This window comes from Vibrio sp. 10N.222.46.A1, assembly GCF_041473595.1.
GTDB lineage: Bacteria > Pseudomonadota > Gammaproteobacteria > Enterobacterales > Vibrionaceae > Vibrio > Vibrio tasmaniensis_A.
On record NZ_JBFRSN010000411.1, the window covers coordinates 1 to 4,595 of the forward strand.

5 protein-coding genes and 2 pseudogenes are annotated in these 4,595 nt (G+C 45.6%); 6 read left to right on the forward strand and 1 reads right to left on the reverse strand.

Annotated features, from left to right (window positions below; translation table 11 throughout):
* On the reverse strand, positions 1–404 hold a 404-nt coding region (locus tag AB4496_RS12890), incomplete at its 3' end, for a transporter substrate-binding domain-containing protein (protein WP_372131093.1).
* A 329-nt stretch (positions 405–733) separates the two neighbouring features.
* Here AB4496_RS12890 and AB4496_RS12895 point away from each other — a divergent pair.
* The 6 genes and pseudogenes from AB4496_RS12895 to AB4496_RS12920 form a co-directional block, all read left to right on the forward strand.
* Positions 734–994: pseudogene (locus AB4496_RS12895) on the forward strand (hypothetical protein); the annotation flags it as partial.
* Positions 995–1,007: 13 nt separating this feature from the next.
* Complete coding sequence (locus AB4496_RS12900) at positions 1,008–1,328, forward strand: TRAP transporter small permease (RefSeq protein WP_372131095.1); 321 nt, start codon at positions 1,008–1,010, stop codon at positions 1,326–1,328.
* Complete coding sequence (locus AB4496_RS12905) at positions 1,328–2,608, forward strand: TRAP transporter large permease subunit (protein WP_009845881.1); 1,281 nt, start codon at positions 1,328–1,330, stop codon at positions 2,606–2,608. The genes AB4496_RS12900 and AB4496_RS12905 overlap by 1 nt, the downstream gene beginning before the upstream one ends.
* Positions 2,609–2,629: 21 nt before the next feature.
* Entirely contained in the window at positions 2,630–3,604 is a 975-nt protein-coding gene (locus AB4496_RS12910; protein ID WP_009845882.1) for a DctP family TRAP transporter solute-binding subunit, read from the forward strand.
* Positions 3,605–3,698: 94 nt separating this feature from the next.
* Complete coding sequence (locus AB4496_RS12915; protein ID WP_009845883.1) at positions 3,699–4,409, forward strand: L-ribulose-5-phosphate 4-epimerase; 711 nt, start codon at positions 3,699–3,701, stop codon at positions 4,407–4,409.
* A 10-nt stretch (positions 4,410–4,419) separates the two neighbouring features.
* Positions 4,420–4,595, forward strand: a pseudogene (locus AB4496_RS12920) (HAD hydrolase family protein); the annotation flags it as partial.

Consider the following 4,595-nt stretch of genomic DNA (forward strand, 5'->3'; position numbering starts at 1 on the left):
TTTTTATACACCACTTGTTGGCTTACATAGTAATAGGCGGGCGCAGCGCGATAAGCGCGTGTCAGGTTATTGTTTTGCGTTAACCCTGTCGCGATAAGATCGATCTCGCCTTTCTTTAAGGCTGGAAAGAGGCCGGATAAACGGTAAGCGGGTTTAATCTCAAGCTGTACACCAAGCTCCTGCGCAAATTCACGAGCTAACTCGTAATCCAAACCAGCAGGGCCATCGGGACCAATGTAATAAGAGAGTTGGTTATTCAGGGTGCCGACGCGAAGAACGCCTCGCTCTCGTATCTGCTCAAGGACACTTTTAGGTTCTGACTCAATCTGGCATCCAGCCAACCCAACTAGGGCAATGGCAAGCAGAAGGAACTTAGACGAAAAGATGAGCGTAAATTTAGGCATCAAAATGAAATCTCGAAAAGTGGAAGCCCCTTTATACCAAACCCCGCAAGGCTGGCAAAGCAGGTTTATTTAAACAGTTGTAAAAGTGCTGATAAATGCAGCAAAAGTACCATTTACGCATAAAGATAAAAAAAATCACGCAAACGGTTGCTTTTGGTGTTACGTCACAAAAAGAAATGCTTTATAATGCGCTCGCATTGAAGAGGTGGAATCGGCATAGGTTTGGCAACCTTCGGGAATAGCTTCGAAGAAAACAGTTAGGTTGTTCCTATAACCCACTGAATTTATTCCAATACTACCTTAATCAACTGCATAAGAGACCTAAGCACATGAGAATTTTGCGTGGCTCCCCAGCTCTATCTGAGTTTCGTGTTAACAAGCTTTTAGAGCTTTGTCGTGAATTAAGCTTACCTGTAACAGGTATTTACGCTGAGTTTGCCCACTTTGCTGATCTAACGGCAGACCTAGATGAGTCTGAAGTTGAGAAGCTAGAAAAGCTACTGACTTACGGTCCAACGATTGAAGAGCATGAACCTGAAGGTTTACTGCTGCTTGCAACGCCACGCCCGGGCACTATCTCGCCTTGGTCTTGTATGGGTTGTCATGCTCGGTGCCGCCGTTGTGCTGCGCCGAGGTGAACACCTCGCTGTTGCAGAGTTTTCTGAACGACTCTTCCCAAAAGCAGTACCCGTACTAAGACGTATCTGCTGGGTAATAGTACTGATTTCTGTCGGCATGCTTTACGTCGGTTCATACCGTCAAATGATGTCTAACTGGTCAGATATTTCTCAGCTTACAGGGCTTCCTTCAGCATTATTTTACTTAGCCGGTGTGGTGTCAGGTTTGTTAATGGGCGTGATTGCCTTTATGCGAATCTTCAAGCCCGACTGGCAGCTAGATAGCTTAGATGAGGAGAAAGAATAATGACGTTAGCCATTTTCTTATCGGTATTGATTGTCTCAATCTTACTTGGTCTTCCTGTTGCGTTTGCACTGTTATTGTCTTCAATGGCGCTGATGCTTCACATGGACTTCTTTAGTGCAGACATTCTTGCGCAGTCTTTAATTAATGGTGTCGACAGCTTCACTCTGCTTGCCATTCCATTCTTCCTCATTGCGGGTGAAGTAATGGCATCGGGTGGTTTGTCGCAGCGTATTGTTCGCCTAGCAACCACTTACGTGGGACACCGTCAAGGTGGCTTAGGTTACGTTGCAATCATGACTTCGGTACTGCTTGCTGGCCTTTCTGGTTCAGCTGTAGCAGATGCTGCAGCCTTGGTCAGTATTCTTTACCCAATGATGAAAGCAGCGAAATACCCAGAAGCACCTTCAATGGGCTTACTTGCTTCAGGCGGTATCATCGCACCCGTTATTCCACCTTCAATCCCTCTGATCCTTGTAGGTGTTGCTGGCGGTATCTCGATCAAAAACCTATTCCTAGGCGGCATCGTTCCTGGCCTGTTAATGGGTATGACATTGATGTTTGTGTGGCGCTGGACGGTTCGTAAAGAAAACTTAGAAACGTCTGAACGTGCAACAAAGGCTGAAAAACGCGCTGCACTTAAAGATGGCGTATGGGCATTGATGTTACCAGTCATCATCATTGTCGGTATTCGCTTTGGTATTTTTACACCGACAGAAGCCGCTGTAGTCGCCGCCACTTACGCTATTTTCATCTCAACGTTTGTTTATAAAGAACTCACTATTAAGAAGTTCTACCACATCGTACTCAACGCTGGTCGCTCGACCGCAATGGTTATGTTCTTGGTGGGTTGTGCAATGGTCGCTGCGTGGTTAATTACTGTTGCTCAGCTTCCTCAACAACTCGCAGAAATGTTAGGTCCACTGGTGGATAGCCCACGCCTATTAATGGCAGTAATTATGTTGCTCGTACTTTGTGTCGGCATGGTTATGGACTTGAGCCCAACGATTCTAATCCTTGTACCCCTTTTAATGCCTGTCATCAAGATGGCTGGGATTGACCCAACGTACTTCGGCCTACTGTTCGTTATCAACTGTTCAATTGGCTTGATTACGCCTCCTGTAGGCACCGTACTAAACGTAGTGTGTGGTGTAGCGAGAGTACCAATGTCGACTGCAGTGAAAGGTGTATTGCCCTTCATCGCGGCTTACATGGCTCTGCTCACACTGTTTGTCATCTTCCCAAGCATTATCACTGTGCCAATGTCGTTTGTCATTGGTTAATCCTCGACGGAGAAAATAATAATGAAAACCCTACTAAAACTTACTCTACTCGCTTCGACTATCGCAATGAGCTCTAGCGCTTTTGCCGCTACGACTCTAAAACTGGCGCACGCTGCACCAGAGTCGGATTTGCAACAAGACCTATCTTTGTTCTTTAAGAAAGAAGTAGAAGCTCGTTCAAACGGCGAAATCAAAGTAAACATCTACCCACAAGGTCAATTGGGCAGTGATAAGCAAATGATCGATGGTTCACGTGCTGGCATCGTCGATTTAGCGATGGTTGGCTTGAACAACTACAACGGCCTAATGCCTGAATCAGCGGCCTTCACTCTGCCGTTCATGTTCCCAGATCGTCAAACAGCATACAAAGTACTGGACGGCGAGCCGGGTAAAGAAGTGTTAGCGAACTTTGAAAAATTCGGTCTTAAAGGTCTTGGTTTCCCTGAAAATGGTTACCGCAACATGACCAACAACGAAAAACCTATTCGTGTTCCTTCAGATGTTGAAGGCCTACAAATGCGTGTGAATGGCTCGAAAGCGCTAAACGACATGTTCAATGAGCTCGGTGCTAACCCGCAGCAGCTTCCAGTATCTGAACTTTATACTGCACTTGAAACAGGCGTTGTTGACTCTCAAGACCACCCAATTTCTGTAACGCTATCTTTCAAGTTTGACGAAGTACAAAAATACCTAAGCCTTACACAACACGCTTACTCACCACTAGTTTTAACAATGAACCTACGTAAGTTCGACAAGCTAACGGAAGACGAGCAAAAAATCATTGAAGAAGTCTCTGCTGAAGCGGTTGCAATGCAACGTAAGCTAAGCATTGAAAAAGAAGACAAGATGATTGCTCAACTAGAAGCGAACGGAATGCAAGTAAACCGTGATGTTGATGGTGCAGCTTTCCAACAAGCTATTCAGCCAGTATGGAGCGCATACATCGAGAAAAATGGCGATGTGATGATCAACAAGATCAAGCTAGCAGCGAAGTAACGCGATTGAGTGCGATTGCCTAGTCTTCTTTTAATTAGGGAATTTAGCTAGGCAATCCGCTCGTCATTCACTCAATACAACATGGGCAAACACAATGTCTCAAGAACAAAAAAAATACCAAGAATTAAAAGAACGCGTGTTCGCAGCAAACTTGCAACTTCCTAAATATGGCTTAGTGACTTTCACTTGGGGCAATGTATCTGAAATCGATCGTGAACGTGGCGTGATTGCAATCAAACCGTCAGGTGTTGAATACGATGTAATGACGGCAGATGACATCGTTGTTCTCGATTTAGAAGGCAACCACGTTGAAGGTAACCTAAACCCTTCAAGCGACACAGCAACGCACGTTGAGCTTTATAAAGCCTTCCCAACCATTGGCGGTATTGTTCACACACACTCTCGCAATGCAACAATCTGGGCGCAAGCCGGCCGAGACATTCCAGCGCTTGGAACCACACACGCCGATTACTTCTACGGTGATGTGCCTTGTACTCGCCTACTAACGAAATCTGAAATCGAATCTGATTACGAGAAAAATACTGGCTTAGTGATTATCGAAGAATTCAACCAACGCGATATCGATCCACAGGCAATGCCAGGTGTCATCATCGCAGGCCACGCACCATTTACATGGGGCAAGGATGGTTCAGACGCAGTGCACAATGCAGTCGTAATGGAAGAGATTGCAGCCATGGCAACAGCTACTCGTGCCATCAGTCCAGAAGCAGCAATTCAACCAGAGCTACTCGACAAGCATTACAACCGCAAACACGGTAAGAATTCATACTACGGACAGAAGTAAGGCCTCGCACATGCATAAGTCATCACCGCATAAGTCCTATAAACATAAATTGGATAAGCACAAGCTATTGGCGTTAGATCTCGATGGGATGATCACACGATTCATCCAGAACTGAAAAAGGCGATCCAAGAAGCCAAACAAAGTTGTCATGTCGTGATTGTGACTGGTCGACACCACACAGCAGCA